The 239-nt window shown below is 63.6% G+C and carries 1 pseudogene; it reads right to left on the bottom strand.

The features are described from left to right. Positions 1 to 239 (bottom strand): annotated as a pseudogene (locus KVT28_RS26670) (ABC transporter substrate-binding protein); the annotation flags it as partial.

Genomic DNA, 239 nt, shown 5'->3' with positions numbered 1-239 from the left:
CCAGCGCGTAAGCATACGCCTGGCCCCCCCGCTGACCGGTAAACGGACCGCGCTGCACATTAAAGGAGAACCCCTGCGGTCGTCCGGTGGCGACATAAGAGAGCGTTTGATAGTGACGCGGCAGCGCCTGCCACTGCGCGGACGGCGGCTGATAAATCAGATCCGCGCCGCCGCTCACCAGCGCGCTCCAGCGCGTGGTGGCATCCGGCACGAACTTGCACTCCAGATGCTTGATATAT

Source organism: Pantoea sp. GbtcB22, from assembly GCF_019091025.1.
Classification (GTDB): domain Bacteria; phylum Pseudomonadota; class Gammaproteobacteria; order Enterobacterales; family Enterobacteriaceae; genus Pantoea; species Pantoea leporis.
This window is presented reverse-complemented; position numbering and strand designations above follow the sequence as displayed.